The 19,767-nt window shown below is 41.8% G+C and carries 14 protein-coding genes; 11 read left to right on the top strand and 3 right to left on the bottom strand.

What is annotated here, in order from left to right; translation table 11 throughout:
* Nucleotides 1-9 precede the first annotated feature (9 nt).
* Complete coding sequence (locus G630_RS0103280; RefSeq protein ID WP_026497747.1) at nt 10-1,605, bottom strand: ABC transporter substrate-binding protein; 1,596 nt, start codon at nt 1,603-1,605, stop codon at nt 10-12.
* A 200-nt stretch (nt 1,606-1,805) separates the two neighbouring features.
* Here G630_RS0103280 and G630_RS0103275 point away from each other — a divergent pair, with 200 nt between their 5' ends.
* The 6 genes from G630_RS0103275 to G630_RS0103250 all read left to right on the top strand — a co-directional run bounded on the left by G630_RS0103275 (nt 1,806) and on the right by G630_RS0103250 (nt 10,841).
* Entirely contained in the window at nt 1,806-3,572 is a 1,767-nt protein-coding gene (locus tag G630_RS0103275) for a hypothetical protein (protein WP_026497746.1), read from the top strand.
* Nucleotides 3,573-3,639: 67 nt separating this feature from the next.
* Nucleotides 3,640-4,953 (top strand): hypothetical protein, encoded by a 1,314-nt coding sequence (locus G630_RS0103270; RefSeq protein WP_026497745.1) that lies wholly within the window; start codon nt 3,640-3,642, stop codon nt 4,951-4,953.
* Entirely contained in the window at nt 4,946-6,676 is a 1,731-nt protein-coding gene (locus G630_RS0103265) for a hypothetical protein (RefSeq protein WP_026497744.1), read from the top strand. Before G630_RS0103270 ends, G630_RS0103265 begins: the two co-directional genes overlap by 8 nt.
* A gap of 37 nt (nt 6,677-6,713) precedes the next feature.
* The gene (locus tag G630_RS0103260) at nt 6,714-7,712 is read left to right on the top strand and encodes a hypothetical protein (RefSeq protein WP_155831923.1); all 999 of its coding nucleotides are present in this window, start codon (nt 6,714-6,716) and stop codon (nt 7,710-7,712) included.
* 23 nt (nt 7,713-7,735) lie between these two features.
* Nucleotides 7,736-9,229 (top strand): bifunctional metallophosphatase/5'-nucleotidase, encoded by a 1,494-nt coding sequence (locus G630_RS0103255; protein ID WP_044958633.1) that lies wholly within the window; start codon nt 7,736-7,738, stop codon nt 9,227-9,229.
* Between the two features lie 118 nt (nt 9,230-9,347).
* The gene (locus tag G630_RS0103250; RefSeq protein ID WP_026497741.1) at nt 9,348-10,841 is read left to right on the top strand and encodes a bifunctional metallophosphatase/5'-nucleotidase; all 1,494 of its coding nucleotides are present in this window, start codon (nt 9,348-9,350) and stop codon (nt 10,839-10,841) included.
* A 204-nt stretch (nt 10,842-11,045) separates the two neighbouring features.
* Here G630_RS0103250 and amrS read toward each other — a convergent pair whose 3' ends face one another.
* A complete protein-coding gene (gene amrS, locus G630_RS0103245; protein WP_155831922.1) occupies nt 11,046-11,885 on the bottom strand; it encodes an AmmeMemoRadiSam system radical SAM enzyme in 840 nt (279 codons plus the stop codon).
* Between the two features lie 2 nt (nt 11,886-11,887).
* Nucleotides 11,888-12,787, bottom strand: coding sequence for a LysR family transcriptional regulator (locus G630_RS0103240; protein ID WP_022761497.1), 900 nt, complete (start codon nt 12,785-12,787; stop codon nt 11,888-11,890).
* 150 nt (nt 12,788-12,937) lie between these two features.
* Between G630_RS0103240 and G630_RS0103235 the strand changes: the two genes are divergently transcribed.
* The 5 genes from G630_RS0103235 to G630_RS0103215 all read left to right on the top strand — a co-directional run bounded on the left by G630_RS0103235 (nt 12,938) and on the right by G630_RS0103215 (nt 19,767).
* Nucleotides 12,938-14,611: an ion channel gene (locus G630_RS0103235; RefSeq protein WP_026497739.1), complete on the top strand. Its 1,674-nt coding sequence runs from the start codon at nt 12,938-12,940 to the stop codon at nt 14,609-14,611.
* Between the two features lie 129 nt (nt 14,612-14,740).
* On the top strand, nt 14,741-16,702 hold the full coding sequence (locus G630_RS0103230) for a leucine-rich repeat protein (RefSeq protein WP_026497738.1): 1,962 nt from the start codon (nt 14,741-14,743) through the stop codon (nt 16,700-16,702).
* Between the two features lie 202 nt (nt 16,703-16,904).
* Entirely contained in the window at nt 16,905-17,462 is a 558-nt protein-coding gene (locus G630_RS0103225) for a CAP domain-containing protein (RefSeq protein WP_155831921.1), read from the top strand.
* Nucleotides 17,463-17,683: 221 nt separating this feature from the next.
* A complete protein-coding gene (locus G630_RS0103220; RefSeq protein WP_026497736.1) occupies nt 17,684-18,859 on the top strand; it encodes an ABC transporter substrate-binding protein in 1,176 nt (391 codons plus the stop codon).
* Between the two features lie 23 nt (nt 18,860-18,882).
* Nucleotides 18,883-19,767 carry an ABC transporter permease gene (locus tag G630_RS0103215; RefSeq protein WP_026497735.1) on the top strand — a complete coding sequence of 295 codons (885 nt, stop codon included), beginning with the start codon at nt 18,883-18,885 and terminating at the stop codon, nt 19,765-19,767.

Below are 19,767 nucleotides of genomic sequence, written 5' to 3'. Positions count from 1 at the left end.
GTCTCCTTATTATTTCATAGTAACTTTATCAAAATAGATATCGTTCCATCCTGCCCAGTGGGGACTGAAACTCTCAATACGGTCACTTACTACAAAAAGATGTTTAAGAGAAAACAGCGGCACAAAGGCGGCATCATCCTGAGAGAGTTTTTTCTCAAGGGCTTCGTATTCCTTTAATCTTTCGTTCTCGTCAACAATGGTTTTTGCAGCAGCAACTCTCTCAATTACGGATTCATCACTGTAATTATTGGAGCGAAGCTTTGTATTGTCTTTACTTCCGAAGAAGGTATAGATGATATTGTCAGGATCATTGAAATCAAGAAGCCAAAGTGCAAAGTATGCTGACATTTCCCCACTGTTTCTAAGATCAAGGTAGCTTGCATGGTCCATGGTATTTATATTGGCATGAATACCTATGCTGTTCAGGTTCTCAGCTATAGCCTGGATAGTATTCTTTACAGAGTCGCTCGCTGTGGAGTCCAGGTATAAATCCATATCAAAACCGTCTGCATAGCCTGCATCCGCAAGAAGCTTTTTAGCAGCCTCGGGATCATACTTAAGCCAGCCCTGATTATTGTCACTGTGACCAATACAGCCTGTTGTGAAAATACCGTCCTCAAGCTTTCCATCTCCGTCGTATATGGTATTAAGAATAGATTCACGGTCAATAGCCTGGCAGATGGCTTTTCTTACCTGAACATTTCCTAAGGGTTCGATATTCTCGTTTAACATAAGGAAATTTTGTCCGATTCTGTCAGTTGACACGATTTTATCCTTGTATGTATCTGTCTTATATGTGGATTTTACAATAGCGGAGTCAAGGTACATGCAATCAAGTACATCAAGATCTCCCTTCTGGAAAGCCAGGTTCATGACCTGAGGTTCCATTATCTTCATTTCAACACGCTTGGCTGAGGGCTCAGGTCCCCAGTATTTCGGATTGGATTCAAAGACCAAGCCGCTGCCTCGATTCCATTCTTTTATAATGTAGGGACCTGATCCTATAGTCTTTTCGGGAACCACACCAAAGTCCTCGCCTGCTTCGGCGACAAGCTTTTCGGAATATATAACTGTGGATGGTGTTGATAAAAGTGCGGTGAAACCAGCAAAAGGAGAGATCAGTTTGATAGAGAAATTTTTCTCATCTTCTATAGTGATGCCCCTAAGAGAATGTTCCTTGCCATCAAGTAAATCCTGGGCGCCATCAATTATTATTGCGCAGTCTGTCTGGGCGCTGTCAGGAAGTGTGAGTATACGTTCAAAGGTAAACTTTACATCATGAGATGTCATCGGAGTACCATCTGAAAAGACAATGTCATCTTTTAATGTGAAATGGTAGGTCAGACCATCTTCCGAAATATCATACTTGTCTACAAGACTGTTCACTATTTCAGTGGAACCGTCATCATTCTTTTTCATGGCAAAAAGTGTATCAAAGACGTTCATGGGCACAATGTAGTCATTGGTTGTCTTATGAGCGTCCATTGTTACGATTTCAGCATTTAGTGCAAGGTGCAGAGTCTTATCAGCACTTTCTGATTTTCCGCAGCCGGATAGAACAAGAATCGCTATAAATAAAAATATCCACATATACTTTTTCTTCATTAAAAAGCCTCCTAAGGGTTATTGATATACTGATAATATTTTATCATCTTCGTGTGAGGCACTTATAAATAGAAAATAATCATATTATTAATTCACTATAAATTTGGGGAGTAAAATTGGTGTTTTTATTACAATTTCATTTTGAAAAGATATATGACAAAATAGTAATGGTATGGTTGGAATATTGATAAGGAGAGAACATGAAAAATCCCGGTATTGTTTTGTCCCTTATAGTTGTAACAACTGTGTTATCAATGAACGGATGCTCATTCGCAAGAAAATCTGATACTACTCAGGTTGACACACGGATGGACGCTCAGTCTGACGCTGAGCAGGAATCCGATGTGCGAACAACTGTGAAAGAGGAGGATTCTGCGCCTTCGAAGATGCCTGAGACAGAAAATAATCTCGATGAAGAACCCACAGAAGAAAATTTGGTCTATGGAAATGGCAGCTATTTTGTGAAGGTTGGAGACAAGGTCTATTTCCATGACTACAGCAGGGCAGCAGTGGGCGAATCAAGCCAGGGTGGACAGTTCCTTTATCTGGGTTCCGGAATATGCTCATACGATGAATCCTCCAGTGAAATATGTGAAATATCAGGTGAGCCATGCTCCGGAAAGCTATTTTTTATCGGCGACGGGTTTTATACCACTTCCGAAGATGAAACAGGACAGCTCCATATTGTCAGAGTATCCATGGATGGAGATCTTTTTAAAGTGGGTCCCGGTAATGTGGAAGGAATCTCAGAAGACGGAAAGCTTATAGCGCTTTGGAGTGATGATTCATCGCTTAAGCATCTTGATGTTCTGGATGATTCGGGTGTGCAGTATTGCAGGATTGATAAACCTGAGGATGGGACGCTATCATTCTGCGGTCTTTCAGACAAAGAGATAATTTATGAAAAGAATGAATCGGATGAAATAAAGCTCTGCAGTATGGATGCAGACAATAGGGAAGTGTTGCTTGGTACATTGTCCGACCTTGGAGTTTTCGGGAATCTTGAATGTGATGATTTTCTATATGACAAGGAAAGCGGAGATGTATTCTGTCTTTTTGCTCATTACGGAGGACCGGTTGATTCCATAGAGGATTATCTTGTTGTAAAGGCATCTCCCGGAAGAGAGAATAGCCTCGAACTTATAACACATGGATATGACAATGAACTGATGCCAAATCTTAGCTATAACGATGAGCCTTCGCTTAGGTTAAACGGCGGAGAGCTTTCATATGGATTTTTCGACAGCAATGAGCTATATCTTTCCCATTCTTATTTGGGTAGCCATATGCTTAGCCGCTTTGTGTACGGGAATTTATTGTGGTCCGATGATAAAGGACAGGAGAGGACTATAATAAAGAATTTTATTCCTAATATGGATAAAGATCACCTTGTAATGCAGACAGGAGAAGTTCTTGGTGATGACGCGTATATTCTGGTGGCGGAAGTCCAAAGGGATTCAGACAATGATCAAAAACTTTCCCAGGCATTTAAATATGAAAACATATATGTGATGAAAGTCCCGATGAAGGAGAATTCAGGTGTAGAGGTGATTTCCGGCGGTGATTTTGAAAGCTCTATTACCTTTGATAAAAAGGGGTATGAGCCTTATATCGGAAACTGGCGCATGGATGATTTTATCATTGAAGATGGCTATGAGCCCGCTCACAGTCGCAATATGTGGGTTGGAATTACTGACGAGCAGGAGCTTAGCTTTATAGATAATGAGGAGTACAGCGGTTTTCCGTTTATTCTTTCAACATCAAAGATAGGCGATGAGTGTCTGATTGTCGGATACAATGAAGTTCTTGGGCTTACATGTACAGGAAGACTCTCTGAGGATGACGGCGAGCAAAAGCTTATCCTGGAGGTTCAGGAAAAAATGGAAAGCATAGATGATCCCGGACCTTCCTCATGGAAAGGCTCTTTTCACAGGGTGTCTGATGAGGAATGGGCTACTGAATGGTGACTTAGTTTAACACAATATGGGGTGGATAGTCATGAAGAAGCGTTATCTTTGTTTGTCATGTTTATTGATGTTATGCGTATTGACAGGATGCAGTAGGACTCCAAATATATCCGGGACAGTTGAAAAAAGAAGTGTAACGGGTTCTGAGGACAAGGCTGAAAAAAGCAGCGTTGCTGGTTCTGACAAACTGCTTAAAAAAGACAGCATGATTGTTGGCGAGGATATTTCAGAAGATCAGATAGGAAAATTTTACTATACAGTAGAGAACATCAATTACGATGCATATTATCTGAGGTATCTCTTCTATGTTGAGGACGGGAAGCACATGTTTTTCTTTGAGGAGAGGGAGCGAAAGGATGATTATGGTCCAACTACTGAAGAGGATACGATAGCAGAGGCGGAATTTGAACTTTCTGACGATGAATGGTCAGACTTTGTCGGGATAATAAAGGGCGGCCAGGTTAGAACAAGGGGTGATAATCCGGAGGATGGTGGCAGTGGTCCGTGGACATATTTGTACTGGTCCGGAGATGAAGATAAGTATCAGGAGTATTCCTTCAAATTCCAAAGCGCTCGGAAAGAATTTGAAGAATTATGTGAAGCTCTGGCTGAAAAGGGGAGCCCTGAAAAAAAGAAAGAAAAAGAGATTAAAGATTTTAACGCCGCAGCGCATGACGCATTCGAAGAGTTTGTGCAGAGTCAGTTCACGCAGATAAGCAGTATGAAGGAGAGCTTCATTACAGTGCGTGATGACGAGGGTATTTATTATACGGAATATCCACCTCAGCTGTTTGGTTTAGTAAATCACTGTTTTGCAGATATAGACGGTGATGGAATGGATGAGATGATTATCTGCCAGCTCTCGGGTGATGATATTTACGAGAACCTGTGGGTTTCCACATACGAGTATAACGATGAAAACGGAGAGGTTGAAGATACGGACTTTTATGAATATGGGGAAAACATCCTGGAGTCCGATGATGGTAATACGTTCGTGTTTATGTATGAATATAACGAAAAGCCTGTCATAGCCATTACTACCATGGAATCATATTATACGAGAGCGGATGGGGTGAATCTGGTTTTCAAGGCTCTTACGTATGATGGCGATGGCTTTGAAGAGCTTGGTTCTGACGAATACGCCGGCTCCGATATGGAAGATCCCGGATTTGCGGATACTTTGAAAGAATGCGGAGTGGACATCGAATGGATCGATTTTATCGTGGATGATTTTAAAAAGGTTCAGGAAAAATTATTATCTGTCTGTGACGGTAAACTGATCACAGAGATTATTACTAAGACTGATGACATGGAATACGATGAGGAAGGCTATATTCCGGAAACGATATATCGTCATGTGGAGGTCTGCGGATATGAATAAGAAGCTTTTAATCATTGCAATGTCAGTATTGGCTTTGGTTTCTTTCACGGCATGTAGGGGTAGTGGCGGACAGATAATGGATGGCAGCGGTTCCTCTAAAAAGAAGGAGCCAGCTGTTGTCGTTACCAAGGATTTATCCAAGGACAGGCCCAAAACCATAGAATCCGGAGATATCAAATATTTTATGCTTCGTTTTGAGAATAATTACGGAAGCTATGGGCTTTCTGATGAATGGCCAAGCGGGTATTATGAGTGGCGAATTGAAAAAAGAGATGGCGTTTATGTGATGTCAATTCAGGATACCGTAGATTCCCATCTTGAGATGAACTACTTAGAAGAGGTTGAGGAAAGCTATGTTAAGGGGCTTGATGATCTCATAAAGGAAATGGGACTTTCCGAATACAACGGATATTACATGACGGATAACGGGAGCAGTAGGACTTATTTTCTTGATGCAAGATATGGGTCCGGTGAGGAGCTTACAATACAGGCTGAAGGAAAAGTGGCAGATACCTGTGTTTTCGACATTCCTCGTCTCATGGAATATGCGGCAATTAAGACAGGTAATGATGCTGACATAACGGAAAGTGAAGATAGTAGTCAGGATAATAAATTCGAAGGAACCTGGTATTCGCAGGATGATAGTAATGCGGTTCTTACTATAAAAAACGATGGCATAACATTTAAGGAGGCAGATATTGATAGTTCTGCTTCATTTGAGCCGGAGGCAAAAGAAAACTATGTTTCGCTTTCTGTCACGAGTGAACTGTTTTATCTCTACGAGATAAATTATTATCCGGGTGAAGATAGGATTGAAGCATATACCCAGCCGGAACTTGATGGTGATGGCGGCTATAAGCGCATTGAATTCAGAAGAACCGCATATGGGCCCGGGGATAAGGCAATGCTTGAATATCTGTATGGCGCATGGGAAATCATGGATGATGGGGAACTGATACAGGAACCGGGAATCCGCAGGGATATTCTGTATTTTCCGCTTCCGCAATATAAGACGGTGCGCTTTGTCCGGGCAAACGGTGATAAAAAGACCTTCAACATCGAGCTTACGGATGTCTTTGATGATACTGTAAAAACAGGTACCTACGACAGGCTAACCTTGTCTGCAAAATTTTCATCCGGAGAATACACATGGGATGAAGTAAGACCGGGACAATCATTCCAGATTCTGATCGCCAATAATCTCGGGATGGATTATCTGATGCTGAGGGAATTGGGAGATGAAAGAACAGGATTTGCAACAGACGGACTTCAATATGAGAGGAGTATGAGTGGCATATGGTTTTTCAAGAGGCCTGATTCGGATACATATGACGGTGAGTATGATACTGAAGGTACTACACCATCTACCGTAGGGAATGAAGAACAGGTACGCCTTAAAGATACTTCTTTTTATGCGATTAAATGGCTGGAGTTTGGTAACAGTTGTACTTTACAGCGCGTTGAAGTTCAGGAGACCAAGGCTGCCCTTGGAAGCAGCTCAGAAGACGCGCTGGGGTATTACCTTCCTGATGATGAGTATGCATATTCTGCTGTGAACTATGAATACAGCGGAATGGAGAATATGGCGCACGGCGGATATTTTGATCCTGCGCTTGTGCAGGTTGTAACAGATGAGAGCGGACAGATCGTTGAGATGTCAAAATATGAATATGCATGGGACGGAATGTACTATGAACATTCGGAGAAAATTTTTCAAAAGTAATTATATTATATTGATTTCTTTTCTGAGTGTTTGTCTTATGGGATGTCCATCTCCCAAAGACGAATCGAAACAGGCTAAGAAGCATGTAAAAGAGGCTATTCCTATTGCTGAGGAAGCAGTAAAGAAGGTTTATCCTGATGCAATAATCAAGGGGAATACTTTTTATGGTATTAGTGGAACTCAGGTGGGGCCGGATCATCTTGTGACAGATTGGGTGAGGGGGGAATATCTTGACGGCGGTAAAGAAGAAATCATGATCAATGTTCTGACAAAGGATATCTACGTTACTTCTGAATGGAACAAGATAAGCTCCTATGGTATGAAAGCAGCAAGAGATCTTTTTGGACTAGATAGTGCTAATACGGATGGCTATATCTACGGATACAAGGAAGAACCTTATTGTGCTGATGATCCTGATAAATACGGTAATCTTGAGATCTGGAATATGCTTCCGCTCGGAACTGTGGTTAGTGACGATTTTGCCCGGGATTTGCTGAATAACGAAGAATATAGCTTCTTATATGAGATTGTTGTTAACGAAGATGTGGATATGAAGATTTTTGAAGATACGGATTATACTTCATTGGGAAGTAATGTACATCTAAAAGTGGAACAGTTTGATAATGAAAATAAGTCTATAGCGACTTTTGATTCACAAATTGATGGAACCGATGGCGGATCATTGGAAAGGTTTGTTTTTGAATTCGGTTCCAGTATGGATATTACCAGGCTTCGTGTAGAGGTTCAACTTCGTGACGGTGAGTACTGGTATTCGACAAATAATAACACATACACGAAGTTAAGCGAGTCACAGAGGCAAAAGTTTTTTAACATGATAGACAAGTATCAGCTTTATTCTTCTAAAGACAATAAAACTGGCGATGTTGAAATCGATGGTTTTAATTACTCACTGGAATATGAGCTTACGGATGGAACCAGGGTGTATGACAGTGGGCAGATTGTCAGTCTTCAGGGCGGCTATTATGTCATGGATGAATTCGACAGCCTTTTCAATATGGGATATCACATCAAGTGAGCGTTTTAATGTAGGGGGATAATATGAAGCATAACGAAAAAAAGCCAAAAAAGAACTTGAAAAAACTAACACTTCTTCACTCGAATGATATGCACGGCGACTTCCTTGCCGAGAAGGCTGACGATAAGCTGGTTGGAGGCGTGTCACTTCTTTCAGGTTATGTCAGTAAGGTCAGACATGAGGAAGAAAATGTTCTCTATGCAATTGCAGGAGATATGTTCAGAGGCTCTATTATTGATTCTGAGTTTCACGGAATTTCGACAATTCAAATTATGAACATGCTCTCTCCGGACATAGTGACAGTGGGCAACCATGAGGTGGACTATGGTGTTGCACATCTTTTGTTTTTGGAGAAATGTGCGGAATTTCCTATAATAAATGCGAATCTTTATATCAAGACAAACCACACGAGATTATTCGATCCATGTAAGGTTATTGAAGTTGGCGGAATGAAGATTCTTTTCATAGGGATAATAACGGAGATTGCCCTTCAGCAGTGCAAGATGGATAAGCTTATAGGAACCTTCATAACACTTGAGGATGCAGCGGCTGAAATCGGAAGGATATGTAACACCTATAATGCAATCGATGTAGACATGACGGTTTTACTGACGCATATCGGATTTGAGGAAGATCAAAAGCTCGCGGAGCTCCTTGATCCTGCCTGGGGTGTAGATGTGATAATCGGAGGACATTCACATACATTTATGGAAGAACCCTTTGTAGTAAATGGAATACCGATTGTGCAGGCAGGAACAGGAACAGATGAGATAGGCCGCTTTGATATGGTGATAGATACAGATAAAAACAAAATAGACAGCTACACCTGGAAGCCTGTTCCAATCAACAATAAGACCTGCCCGAGAGATACTGCGATTGAGGACATGATCCTTAACTACAAGACTTCAACTGATGAAAAATACGGAAGAATACTTACCAAATTTGTTAGGAAGTTAACCCATCCGTCCAAGATAGAAGAGACAGAGCTAGGAAACCTTTTCGCAGATATGCTAAAGGACGCCCTTGGAGTTGATATTTTTCTTATGGCTTCCGGATCTGTGAGAAAAAAGGAGCTGGGTTCTGTTGTGACAAAAGGAGATTTTGACGGAGCTTTCCCTTATGATGATGCAGCCATTGTTACCTACTGGACAGGCGCTCAGCTAAAGCATGGAATAATGAGGATGCTGCGCGACGAAACTCTTACTGGAGAGCACACCGAGTTTTATCAGTTGTCAAAAGGACTTGAGGTTGAATATGATCAAAAGACACACTCATTTTTGAAGTTTGATTATGAAGGAGAGCCTATTGATGAGAATAGAGTTTTCTCTGTAGGACTCCAGGAATATCATTTCAAAAATCTTGTGGATTCTTTTGATCTTAAACCTGAGGACTTAAAGAAAAATCACTCCTACCGCGCAGTCGCAACCTCCTGTGCCGAGGTACTCGAGGAAATGCTACAAAACGGCCAGCATCAGGATGCAGTAGTGGAAGGTAGGATAAAGATTAATTTGCAATAGAAATTGTTTCAATGCCTTCCCCTGGGGGGGCGCTCGACGTCCGGGGGACGTCGGTTCAGCGCGGACCGAAGCGGAGCGAAGACAGGTGGCGCGAAGCGCCGGATGAGGGGGATTACAAATGAAGAATTTAAAGAAACTTACACTTTTACACTCAAACGATATGCACGGCGACTTCCTTGCAGAGCAGGTAGACCAACAGCTTGTCGGAGGCTTATCTCTTCTTTCGGGATATGTCAGTAAGATTCGGCATGAGGAGCAAAACGTCCTCTATGCCATTGCGGGTGACATGTTTAGAGGCTCAGTTATAGATTCTGAATTTCACGGCATATCCACAATTCAGATTATGAACATGCTCGCTCCGGACATTGTAACACTTGGTAATCACGAGGTGGACTACGGCGTATCACACCTTCTTTTCCTTGAAAAATGTGCTGAGTTTCCGATTATCAATGCCAATTTCCATATTAAGACGAATAATGCCAGGCTCTTCGAACCCTATAAAATTATAGAGATAGATGGGATGAAGATTCTTTTCATAGGAATCATAACAGAGGTTGCACTCATGCAGTGCAAGACGGACAAACTAATAGGAACTCTTGTGACTTTGCAGGATGCCGCTGATGAAATCGGAAGAATCTGTGATACCTATAATGCGCTTGATATAGACTTTACAGTTCTTCTTACACACATCGGCTTTGAGGAGGACCAAAAGCTTGCAGCAATGCTTGATCCGGCATGGGGAGTTGATGTGATAATAGGCGGTCATTCTCATACCTTCATAGAAGAGCCTGCCGTTGTAAATGGTATTCCGATTGTTCAGGCAGGTACCGGTACGGATCAGATCGGACGTTTTGACATCATGATCGATACGGATAATAACTGCATCGACAGCTATACCTGGAAACCGGTTCCGATTAATGAAAGTACCTGCCCCAAGGATCCCGGCATTGAGGAAATAATAAATAATTACAAGACGAGTACGGATGCAAAGTATGGAAGAATCATCACCAAGTTTGTAAGGCAGCTCACACATCCTTCACGTATAGAGGAGACTGAGCTTGGCGATCTTTATTCGGATGCTCTTTGTGAGGCTCTGGGACTTGATATTATGCTCCTCGGTTCAGGTTCCATCCGCACGGAGAAGCTTGGTCCTGTTGTTACAAAAAAAGACCTGGATGAGAATTTCCCTTATGATGATGGTGTATTTGTAACCTATTGGACTGGTGCACAGCTAAAGCATGGTCTTTTGCGCGTGCTTAGAGATGAGGCTCTTGCAGGAGAGCACACGGAGTTTTACCAGCTTTCTGAGGGACTTGAAATAGAGTATGACCAGAAGACACATTCATTCCTGAAGTTCAATTTTAAGGGTGAACCAATAGATGATAATCAGGTTTATTCTGTGGGACTACAGCAGTTCCACTACACGAATGTGAAGGACTCCTTTGATCTTGAAGTTGCCGATCTTGACAATAACAAGCAATCCAGACAGATCTGCACTTCCTGTGCCGGCGTAATTGAGGAAGTTCTGCAAAAAGGCCAGCATCAGGATGCAATTGGTAAGGGTAGACTTATTATTCATCTTGAGGATGGTACTACAACGGGGAAAAATTGATCTTTCTATAAAATCATACAAGATTATAAAATGTGTTCAAGTTCACAGAATTACCACATTTTGGTCACTTTTCCTTACGATTTGTGCTGTAGTATAAACACTGTAAGGAACAGTAAATAAGTTCCACCCCCTCATAAGAACACTTTCTTCATAGAAAAAAGCCGGGTTCTTCGTGACAAGAACCCGGCTTTCCCCTTTTTTATTTTAACAATTACCCGTATATACATATTTGAGCTGTTGCCCGGCAAGCTCGGCAAGATGATAGACTTTTGAAACCTCTGTAGCAGGCACATCTGTCATATTGAACCTCGGAAAATAACGACTTATATGAAGCGGAATGTCATCACGGATGCCTGCGATCCAAGAGGACAAGTCCATGATTTCCTCATCGGTATCATTGTATCCCGGGACAATAAGCGTAGTCAGTTCCACATGTGACTCTTTAGCGGCAGCTGTAATAAAGTTCATGACCATCTTTCTGTCGCCCTTTAAGATATTCCTATAGTAGGAATCGGTAAATCCTTTGAGATCAATATTCATCGCATCTATATAAGGAATAATTTCATCATGGATTTTTTCCGAAACGCAGCCGTTTGATACGAGCACAGTTTTAAGCCCCGCTTCATGAGCCAGTTTGGATGTATCTCTTACATATTCATAGCCTATAAGCGGTTCATTATATGTAAAAGCTATTCCAATATTTCCATCTTCCCTATACGAGGCAGCGATACCGACCAGTTCATCAGGTGCTATATATCTCGTCTGCGGAAGCGACAATATTGGATCAAATCCATAAGATATAGTGTGATTCTGGCAAAACGGACAGCGAAGATTACATCCGTAGCTTCCGACAGAAACCACCATTGATCCGGGATAAAACCTGGACAATGGTTTTTTCTCTATTGGGTCAAGTGCTATGGACGTGATAAGTCCGTAATTAGTGCATACAATCTCTCCGTCACGGCAGGTCCTTGCCATGCACATTCCGGTCATACCCTCTTTTAAATTGCAGTGATGATGACAAACTTCACATACAGGCATAATTTTTAATCCAAGTATTCTTCAAGCTTTTCTACAAAAGTTTCTCCCATTTCGCTGAGTTCGACGCCCTTTCTTGTTATATATCCGAAGGTGAGCGTCTCGTCTTCCTTAAGCTTTACAGCTTTTAGATCCGATTCATTAAGACTGTCTCCGAGCATTGCAGCTCCGACAGCATAGCCGTTAAGGCCGAGCATTAGTTCAATTGAAGTTGCTCGTTCGTTGGTACTGATGATCTTTTTATAATCATAGGTAGCAAGGGCTTCCTCTCTATAATAGAAGGAAGTATTATCACCCTGGTCGAATACCATGCAGGGATAGTCGGAGAGTTCCTCAAGTGAGAGTTCCTCCTTATCTGCAAGGGGATGATCCTTTCTCAAATACACATATGTATTACGTGTGAAAAGTTCGTGGAATTCAAGCGATGCATCTGTGAAAATCTTTTTGAAGGTATTTTTATTGAAATCCGAAAGAGCGATAACACCTATTTCGCTTTTCATATTCTTGATATCTTCGATTACCTCACTTGTCTGAGTCTCCCTTATGGAAAATTGATATTCATCAAGATCATATTCCTTTACTGTCTCGATAAAAGCATTAACTGCAATAGTGTAATGCTGCATGGAAACTGAGAAAGTGGGTTTATCGGATTTTGAGTTCAAATACTTTTCTTCAACAATCTCGAACTGCTCAACCGCATGTCTTGCATAGGCAATGAAGGAAGCCCCGGCGGATGTGGTAACGACGCCGTTATGAACTCTCTCAAAAATTTGAATTCCAAGCTCCTTTTCAAGATCTCTTACCGCACTTGAAAGACCGGGTTGTGAGACATAGAGTCTGTCCGCCGCCTTTCTCATGGATGATTCTTCATCAATAGCAATAACGTATTTTAGCTGCAATATGGTCATGTGTATCACCTCTTTGGTTTATTTCTACACATTACTATATCACAGCTGATTTGAATCGCAGAAGCAAATTATTGCAATAATACACGCCACAGAGTAAAGTAAAATCAGAAACATTGATTCCGCTTTGATAGTATTTCATAGAGGATTACTATGAATAATAAAAAGTCATTCAGAGACAGAATAAATGATCTAAAGCTTACACATGCAGTAAACAAAGGCTCCGGCGGTTCTGTTTTCAGGCGCATGTTTTTCATGATTCGCCGTTATATCAGAATTCTTCTGGGGTTTATTGCCGCTTACCTGGCACTGCTTTTTTTGCTGGTGGAAATCGAGAGAAGAGATCCCTCCGCCACGATTCATAACATTGGAGAGGCCTTTTGGTACTCCCTCGTTACCCTCACCACTATCGGATATGGTGATTTCTATCCTGTTACTCCCGCAGGCCGCCTGATAGCGTCCATATTCGTTATCTTAGGTATCGGTCTGCTCGGTTTCTTTGTGGGATTCATGATGGAATTTGTCTCCCGCATTAAGCCTATTATCCTTCTATCGATTCATACGGCCAAACCCTGGTATATTTTTACCGATAAATCCCAGTACTCAATGATTTTTGCTGAAAACATAAAATCCGTACGTCCTGACGCAGTTATCATCTATTCAGGCTGTCAGGATGACGGAAAAGGCTCAAAGGCAATTTCCGTTCAATGGTCTGCCGCAGAACTCCTTGAACGTAGAGGTTCTCTTTATGATGCTCATATTATGTGCTTAAAGGATAACGAGATGGAAAATTTCCTGGACGCCATAACGCTGTCCGATACCGGTGCCCCTATCGTGTGTCTGGCCAATTTTACACCGGCCCATCATCCTATGAATATCAGTTTCTTCTCACTAACTGACTGTACGGCCAGATTATTCTGGCAGCAATACCCTGTAAAAAAGAAAAACGAAACCATTCTTCTTATCGGTTTTGGCGCTGCAGGTTCAGTTCTTCTTGATCGTGCGCTTGAATTAAATGTCTTATACGAGGACCAGAGCATACACTATCATGTATTCGGTAATTCAGATGAATACTGCAGAAACCGTAAAAAACTCAGTGATATAGTAAGTATTAACGAACAATCCGATGGAAGAGACAGCATTATTTTCCATGACAGCCACTGGAACGCGGACGAAAAGCTCCTGGCAAAAGCTGATCGCATCATTCTTTGCGACGACTCTGAAAAGGATAATATCGCCGTTCTTCAGACCCTTCAGAAATTTTTTGCCTTCAGTGGTGAAATATATATTTATAACAGTAACGTCAGAAGTATTGCTACTCCTTTTGGACAAACCAGAGATATACTTACCCCTGCCTTTGTACTGCACAATACTCTGACTGATATGGCACTTTGCCGTCATGAAATGATGCGCTTCTATTTAGGCGGCGCTATCCCGTTATGGGAAGATTTAGACAGCCTTATTAAGGACATGAACTATATCACAACCGACCATATAAGTCTTAAGGTGCATATGATTCTTGGAGATGAGGCGCCCTGCCAGCCTTTCGATGACATTCCTTCTGCAACGTTGCGGAAGGCTTCTGCGGCAAGAAATGATATGTCCGATGAACAGAAGGCTGTTTTGAACAAGCTTGAACATGAGCGCACCTGTCGTTTCTATTTATTGCATAACTATTCTTATGCAGAAAAAACAAATGATAACACCAGAGAAAACAACCTTCTTAAGCCCTTTGATAAATTAAATGATTTTGAAAAACAGATGGTAGAGATCAGCTGGACCCTCATCGACGAGTTGGCCTCACATAAAGCTGCAAAGGGGCACTGATCTGTCCTACCTGAAAATAATAATATATGAAACAAAAAGTTCAAAATAATGGTATAATATGACCTATAGTATATGTATATATACTTTTTTCTTATGAGATTTAAGTTGAGTGCGGGGATTTAGTTTGTTATGAGTAGTTCAAAAACGAATAGTGTGAAAGCACTGGCCATTTCTGTGGCTCTTTTTGTGTTACCATTAATGGTGACGTCGATTTTTAAGGCGGATGTCAAAGCCGCTGCTACATATCCGACCGGGGATATGCATGAACCTCCGGCTATAACGGAGTTGATTCCTGATGACGACCCTTTGGAGAATTCTGCGCCTAAAGAAGACACTCTGGTCGGAAATACACTTATTCTTGGGGATGCTTTGAATGCTGCTCCAATTGAAACCGGTGAGCATTACAGGTATCTGTCGCCTGCAGAGAAAGCTATCTATTCAGCTTTATACAGATCTATTGTTTCTGACAATTTCATTCCTTATTCACAAAGAACAAATACTTATACATGGGATTGCCTTAATACCTATAAGACACTTGTTTACTCAGGCAGTTCAACCTTCCAGAATGCGTATGACCTTAGCACTAAAGAATACGAAAATGTGCTGAACAGGGCACAGGAGGCTCTCTATTTTGATCATCCGGAAAAAGTTGAATTCTATATGTGTCATACGTCCTATTATTGGTCAAAATATGAATCCGGTAATTTTAACAGTTATATCGTGATTACCGCAAATTATGACGAGTCAGCGTTTGAAAATATCGATAGCCAGATTACAACTGCACTTAATAAGTGGATCAGTGATCTGAAAAATCCAAGTAACAATTGTGTTAATCAGACTTGGGATGCACTTACCGAATTAAATGTTCATGATTATTATGTAGGAAATCTTCAATATGATCATGCCTGCGCTGCAGACAGGTCGACAGCAGGATATTATAACCTTTCACATACGGCATATGGAGCACTTGTTAACCATCTTGCAGTGTGCGATGGATATTCAGCCGGATATGAACTGATTTTGAAAAGACTTGGGATTGAATCCATGATTATCGCCGGATATGCGGGAGGCGGTCATGCCTGGAACATAGTGAGACTTGACGGGTCATGGTACGAGGTGGACACTACCTGGGCTATTTCAACTGAAGGTGAACTCAGACATGACTGGTTCAACAGGACGACGGCAGAGTATGAGAAGGGGGTGGGTGACAGTTCCAAGGCTCATCTAAGGAACAGCTCATCAGCTTTTGTCGGTTTCAGAATGCCCAAGGCTTACGGCACGCATTATACATATGATTACCTGTCACAGACTGATGTGAATTCATTAATACGAGATGAACAATATGTGGCGGTTACCGGTATCTCATTATCTCAGTCAGAGCTGGAGATGCAGATAGGACAAAGCATCGTTGCTGATGTGCAGATAATACCTGCAAATGCTACAGTGAAAGATTATGTAGTTAAATCAAGTAATTATGATTGCATAGAAGTGGATGAGCATATACTGCGAGCCATTGCCCCGGGTGAAGCGATTATTACGGTTACTTCCGCTGATGGAGGCCATAAGGCTCAGTGTAAGATAACAGTTCCATTACCCGAGCCTGAAAAAGTGGATGCACCTGAAGAGGTAGCGGATAAACAGGTTGATACAGTTGCACCCATAGATACGGAAAAAGGAGTATTTGAGATAACTCCTGATAAAAATACTGAAGTGACTTTTAAAGCAGGCAATAATAAAAAAGCTTCGTCTATAACGATTCCTTCCGCAGTGACAGATGAAAATGGCTGCATGTATACGGTAACAGAAATAGAAGATGGTGCATGCAAGGGGTATAAAAAGCTGAAAAAGGTTATCATCCCGGAAACGATTAGAACGATCGGAAAGGGGGCATTCAAAAACTGTTCGAATCTTTCAGTGATTAAGATAAAAGGAAATAATCTGTTAAAGGTGGGCAGTGGTGCTTTCAAGGGAATAAAAAAAGGCGCAAAGATAACAATTTATGTATCGACAAAGAAGAAATTTACCAGACTGGTTAAACTGATAAAAAAAGCCGGTGGATCAAAAGCGATTTTCAAGTTCAAAAAACAGTGATCATATTATGCTGGGAAACTTTAGGCTTCAAAGAATTATCCCAATGCCCTAAAATAGCGAGTTTGAAAGAAAAAAATAAAAACTTCAATCATAAATGTAATTTAATTTGATTTATCCATTGACAATTGTGATATACATGGTATTATTGTCTTGTAAGTAATTGATAAACATTTTTAGTTTTTGTTTATGGAAGGAATCAGTTATGAAGAAGTTCAGACGCGTAATAGCTACTATGGTTGCAGTTGTTATCTCACTCAACGTTATGGCATGTGGAGCAGAGAAGGTGGCAACAATTGATGACGTAGCAGCTCTCAGAGGGATCAACGAGGACACTGAGAATATTTATATCGACGATGAGGCTATCGCCCTTGCCGGCGAGGCACCTACAAGCGAAGGTGCTTTGGCAGCAGCTCAGGCAGCATTCGGTCTTGTAAATCAGAAGCGTACAGCTGCAGGACTTGGCGCTCTTTCATGGAGTGATGCACTTACTCAGGCAGCACTTGTAAGAGCACAGGAGATCGTTGGTACATTTTCACATAACAGACCTAACGGTGATGCGTGGTACACAGTAAACAGCAGCATCATGTACGGTGAGAATCTTGCAAAGCTTTACAACACAGGTGATTCGGTTGTAGCTGCATGGATGGCATCACCTACTCACGCAGCCAACATTATGGAGGCAGGTTTCAAGTCAGTCGGAATAGCTGTATACCAGGCAGACAACGGAAACTGGTACTGGGCACAGGAATTTGGATACTAATCCAAATCCAAGCAGATATGAACAAAATGCAGATATCGAGTTTACTCGGTTATCTGCATTTTTTTATATCTATTTGGCGCGGAGCACCAACGAGGAAATGCTTGCATTTTCGAGTCTGGGCTTTGGATTGCGCTTGTGGGTATTATGTTGTATGATAATAAAGTTACTTGCTGTGTTAATTTACAGTAGTGAAGTGCCTAGGGCACTGATAGGAGGAGATTATGAAAAAGAAAATGCTGGCAGCTATTTTGGCTGCATCGATGATGGCGATGACCATCACAGGTTGCGGTGACAATCGTAAAACAGCGGATGACGCAGGTGAGGCAGTAAGTACTGAAGCTGCTTCCAGTGAAGAGGCAGAGAGTACTGAAGCTGAGGATGCTGCAGAAGAAGCTTCTGATGCAACTGACGAAGCAGAGGCTGAGACTTCAGAAGATGCTGCAGAGACTGAGGATGAAGAAGCTACCGAGGAATCTAAGGATGAATATGTAATCGGTATTTCACAGTTCGCTGAGCACGGTTCACTTGACAACTGTCGCGAAGGATTCCTTCAGGGACTTGCAAATGAAGGAATTGTAGAAGGTGAGAATCTTACGGTTCATTTCCAGAACGCTCAGGCTGATACAGGTACTGCAAGCCAGATTTCCGATGCTTTTGTTGCAGACGGAGTTGATCTTATTTGCGGTATTGCCACACCCAGTGCAATGAGTGCATATAACTCCGCACTTGGAACAACTGTACCTGTTATCTATTCAGCTGTTTCAGATCCTGTTGCTGCAGAGCTTGCAAAAGAGGATGGGACACCTGTAGGAAATATTACAGGAACATCTGATGCACTTGCTGTTACAGAGCAGCTCGATATGATCAGAAAGATGCTTCCCGATGCTAAGAAAATCGGTATTCTTTATACAACAAGTGAGACTAACTCCGAGAGTACAATTGCTCAGTACAAGGAGCATGCAGAGGAGTATGGCTTTGAAATCGTAGACAGCGGTATCAATACTCTTGCTGATCTCGATATGGCAGCTGCAGATCTTGTAACCAAGGTTGACTGCATCAATAACCTTACTGATAATACAGTTGTTTCAGGCCTTCAGACAGTACTTAGCTATGCTAAGGAGCAGAAGATTCCTGTGTTTGGTTCAGAGGTTGAGCAGGTTAAGGTTGGCTGCGTTGCAGCTATGGGGCTTGATTACGTTAAGCTTGGAATCCAGACAGGAGAGATGGCAGCCAAGGTTCTTAAGGGCGAGAGCGAAGCTTCCGAGATGCCTTTCGAAGTAATTAGTGAGCCCAGCCTTTATGTTAATACTAAGGCAGCTGAAGAAATCGGAATGACTCTTGATGACAGCTTTGTTTCAGGCGCAGCTGAGGTATACGATAACATCGCTGCAAATTAATTTATAAGCGGATAGGAGTAACTATGGCACTTCTGATAAGTGTGCTGGAGCAAGGCTTGTGTTACGCAATCATGGCTCTGGGAATGTATATTACGTATAAAATATTGGATTTTCCTGACATGACAGTAGATGGCGGATTCCCTTTTGGAATCTGCCTTGCTGTTGTTATGATAAGAGCCGGGGTCCGGCCGATATTTACTTTACCGATATGTTTTGCGGCAGGCTGCCTTATAGGAGTCTGCACAGGCATAATCCATGTGGTGTTTAAGGTAAGGGATCTTCTTGCCGGAATTATCATGATGACCGGTTTGTATTCAGTGAATCTTAGAATTGCAGGAAAAGCAAACCTTCCCATGTATGATTACTACACAATTTTTGATAACAAGCTTATGAACTCTTTGTTTGGGATGATTCCCGGGCTTGCGGGTTTTCAGTCGGTGATTATTCTTTTTGTCATCACAATAATAGTGAAATTTATCCTCGACTGGTATCTTAAAACAAGGTCAGGACTTATGCTTCAGGCTGTCGGAGATAACGATGTTCTTGTTACATCAATGGGTGTCGACAGGGGTAAGGTCAGAATCATCGGCCTTGCTATTGCCAATGGCCTTGTTGCTCTTTCGGGTTCCATCTATGCTCAGCAGCAGAGATATTTTGATGTATCCATGGGAACCGGTACAGCTGTAATAGGTCTTGCCAGTGTTATCATAGGAACAGCTCTTTTAAAGAAAGTGTCATTTTTCAAAATTACAACGAGTGTTGTTATCGGTGCCATAGTATATAAGGCCTGCGTAGCGATTGCCATTAAATGTGGTCTTCAATCGACAGACTTAAAGCTCATCACAGCTGTATTGTTCCTTGTGATTCTCATTATCACCAGAGACAAGAAGCGGAAAGTGGAGGCCTGA

Origin of the sequence: Butyrivibrio sp. WCD2001 (assembly GCF_000424485.1) — a bacterium.
Classification (GTDB): Bacteria; Bacillota; Clostridia; order Lachnospirales; family Lachnospiraceae; genus Butyrivibrio.
Note: the sequence above shows the minus strand (reverse complement) of the source record. Positions and strands in the feature narration are given on the sequence as shown.

Excerpts from the sequence above, each read along its gene's own strand:
- G630_RS0103230 (WP_026497738.1), top strand. The coding sequence starts at position 14,741 with ATGAGTAGTTCAAAAACGAATAGTGTGAAAGCACTGGCCATTTCTGTG.
- G630_RS0103220 (WP_026497736.1), top strand. The coding sequence starts at position 17,684 with ATGAAAAAGAAAATGCTGGCAGCTATTTTGGCTGCATCGATGATGGCG.
- G630_RS0103275 (WP_026497746.1), top strand. The coding sequence starts at position 1,806 with ATGAAAAATCCCGGTATTGTTTTGTCCCTTATAGTTGTAACAACTGTG.
- G630_RS0103225 (WP_155831921.1), top strand. The coding sequence starts at position 16,905 with ATGAAGAAGTTCAGACGCGTAATAGCTACTATGGTTGCAGTTGTTATC.
- G630_RS0103215 (WP_026497735.1), top strand. The coding sequence starts at position 18,883 with ATGGCACTTCTGATAAGTGTGCTGGAGCAAGGCTTGTGTTACGCAATC.
- G630_RS0103250 (WP_026497741.1), top strand. The coding sequence starts at position 9,348 with ATGAAGAATTTAAAGAAACTTACACTTTTACACTCAAACGATATGCAC.
- G630_RS0103270 (WP_026497745.1), top strand. The coding sequence starts at position 3,640 with ATGTTATGCGTATTGACAGGATGCAGTAGGACTCCAAATATATCCGGG.
- G630_RS0103255 (WP_044958633.1), top strand. The coding sequence starts at position 7,736 with ATGAAGCATAACGAAAAAAAGCCAAAAAAGAACTTGAAAAAACTAACA.
- G630_RS0103260 (WP_155831923.1), top strand. The coding sequence starts at position 6,714 with ATGGGATGTCCATCTCCCAAAGACGAATCGAAACAGGCTAAGAAGCAT.
- G630_RS0103280 (WP_026497747.1), bottom strand. The coding sequence starts at position 1,605 with ATGAAGAAAAAGTATATGTGGATATTTTTATTTATAGCGATTCTTGTT.
- G630_RS0103240 (WP_022761497.1), bottom strand. The coding sequence starts at position 12,787 with ATGACCATATTGCAGCTAAAATACGTTATTGCTATTGATGAAGAATCA.
- G630_RS0103235 (WP_026497739.1), top strand. The coding sequence starts at position 12,938 with ATGAATAATAAAAAGTCATTCAGAGACAGAATAAATGATCTAAAGCTT.
- G630_RS0103265 (WP_026497744.1), top strand. The coding sequence starts at position 4,946 with ATGAATAAGAAGCTTTTAATCATTGCAATGTCAGTATTGGCTTTGGTT.